The organism is Candidatus Thermoplasmatota archaeon (assembly GCA_029907305.1).
GTDB lineage: Archaea > Thermoplasmatota > E2 > DHVEG-1 > DHVEG-1 > JARYMC01.
The window spans coordinates 1-2,380 of the sequence record JARYMC010000124.1 but is presented as its reverse complement, the minus strand read 5'-3'; the positions used below and the strand labels follow the sequence as shown (position 1 = coordinate 2,380).

3 protein-coding genes are annotated in these 2,380 nt (G+C 38.5%); all 3 read left to right on the top strand.

From position 1 onward, the window contains the following. Positions 1-111 precede the first annotated feature (111 nt). The 3 genes from QHH19_07200 to QHH19_07190 all read left to right on the top strand — a co-directional run bounded on the left by QHH19_07200 (position 112) and on the right by QHH19_07190 (position 2,213). A complete protein-coding gene (locus QHH19_07200) occupies positions 112-294 on the top strand; it encodes a hypothetical protein (GenBank protein MDH7518106.1) in 183 nt (60 codons plus the stop codon). A gap of 146 nt (positions 295-440) precedes the next feature. Further along, a complete protein-coding gene (locus tag QHH19_07195) occupies positions 441-1,442 on the top strand; it encodes an ATP-binding cassette domain-containing protein (GenBank protein MDH7518105.1) in 1,002 nt (333 codons plus the stop codon). A 3-nt stretch (positions 1,443-1,445) separates the two neighbouring features. Further along, a complete protein-coding gene (locus tag QHH19_07190; protein MDH7518104.1) occupies positions 1,446-2,213 on the top strand; it encodes an ABC transporter permease in 768 nt (255 codons plus the stop codon). Positions 2,214-2,380: the final 167 nt, after the last annotated feature.

Sequence of the window (2,380 nt, the reverse complement as noted above, 5' to 3'; positions counted from 1 at the left end):
GGCTAAGGAACATCTGGCAGAATATGAAAAGAAATGTAAGGAACGTAGGAGTTGTATGGAGGGTTTCTTCGGACGGTTGAAGAACACAACGATCCTGGATGACCATCCAGGTTGAAGAGGATGGAAAGGATTCCTGCTGAGAGCAGGATTCTCTATGCTCTCCCTTGTTTTTGCTGCACTTATTCGAGTGCAGAACGGTGTGTTAGAAAATCTGACAAATGTGACCTATATTATTTAACAGGTAAACTGGAAGCCAATTATGAGGCATGGCTTCCAGGGGTGATGAATGTTTGATGAGGATGATTGAAGAAGAGGTGATGAGAATGATAAATTAAAGATTTCAAAACATCAAATCTTTAATCACCGTTTTTTTTTTTTGTGAACACCAAAAATAGGTACTTTTATTAACAGAAACAATATTGCCTCGAGAGGAGACTGAAATTTTGGATATAATCAAAACAACTAATCTAACAAAAAAATTCGATGGTTTTACAGCAGTGGATCACATATCTTTCTCAGTTAAAAAAGGTGAGATTTTTGGTTTCCTTGGACCAAATGGTGCTGGTAAAACAACCACTATAAAAATGCTTATAACCCTACTGAACCCAACTGAGGGAGCAGCTGATGTAGCTGGTTTTGATATAATCAAACAAAGAAATGAGGTTAGGGGGAACATCGGCGTCGTTTTCCAGGAGCCAGCATTAGACACTGAGTTAACAGGTAAAGAAAACCTTGATTTCCATGCTAGGATGTATGGTTTAGATAGAGATAAAAGAAAAAACCGCGTAAGAGAGGTTTTGACTTTAGTAGATTTAGAGGATAAAAAAGATGTTCTTGTGAAAAACTACTCTGGTGGTATGAAACGACGTCTTGAGATAGCACGTGGCCTCATGCATTACCCAACTATTTTGTTCCTTGATGAGCCTACGCTTGGTCTTGATGCACAGACAAGAAGAGCTATATGGGATTATATACGTAAGATGAACAAGGAGGAAAATACAACGATTTTTCTTACAACACATTACATGGAAGAAGCTGATTATCTATGTGACCGTGTTGGGATAATTGATCACGGTAGAATTCTTGTTATAGATTCAACTGATAACCTAAAGAACTCTGTTGGTAACGATGTAATAACGTTGTCATGTTCTGATATGCTTGGTTTAAGCAAAAGATTGGGTGAGGAACAGTGGATTAAAAACATTAAACAGCATGATTCTTTTTTGACACTTGGTGTGGAAAAAGGTGAGGAAAAGATTCCTCTGGTGATTGATATTGCTCGTAGTCTTGGTATAAATATAAAATCAATTAGCGTTAGAAAACCAACATTGGATGATGTGTTTTTATCTTTTACAGGGCGTAATATCCGTGTTAATGTTAATGAAACAGGACCGAACCTGAGAGATACTATGCCTCCGAGGTTTCGGATGAGGAGGAGATAGCTTTTGTTTAGGAAAGAATTTCAGGCGATTTATGTAATGTGGCTCCGTGAAATCAAAAGGTTTATTCGCTCCCGGAGTAGAATGGTTGTCATGATTGTTCAACCCTTGTTTTTCTTCGTAGTTCTTGGTTTTGGCCTTAAATCAATTCAACTCCCAGGTATGGAAAGTAAAGACTATACCCAATTTATTGCCCCGGGGATTATAGCGATGTCTATCATGTCATCTTCGATGTTTACTGGCATCTCGGTATTATGGGACAAACAATTTGGTTTTCTACAGGAGGTACTAGTTGCGCCTGTTAGTAGGCTTTCGATTATTGTTGGTAGAACAATTGGTGGCGCAACAACTGCTCTGTTTCAGGGGCTTATTATTCTTTTTATTGCTTTTGCACTCGGGATATTTCCAGCTAGTGTAACTGGGCTTTTCCTAACACTGGTTTTTATGGTCCTCTCTGCATTTGCTGCTGTAGGTTTTGGTTTGGTCATCGCATCTAAGATGCGTGATATGCAGGGTTTCCCTTTGATTATGAATCTTGTTATTATGCCTCTGGTAATGGTTTCATCGGCTTTTTTCAAGTTAGATACCCTCCCCTCATGGATCTTACCTGTTGCTCAGCTTAACCCTATCTTTTACATGGTGGATGGGTTACGTGGTAGCCTCATAAATGCGGATAATATGTTTCCTCCTATTGTGGATCTTTTAGTTGTTTCAGTGGTTTGTGTTGTAATGATGGGCCTAGGTAGCTATTTCTTTAGCAAAAGCGAGACATAAAAAAAATTTTGGCTCTTACCTGTAAATTAGCGGAGAGATAATTATACCACTGAATATATAACCAAGGGTGTAGGGATGGGATATGGTAAGTCACACGTTAATCAGAAGTGTTTTTCTCCCGAAACAGGAGGAATGTTTTGAATATCTTAGAAAAATAAGATGGAAAG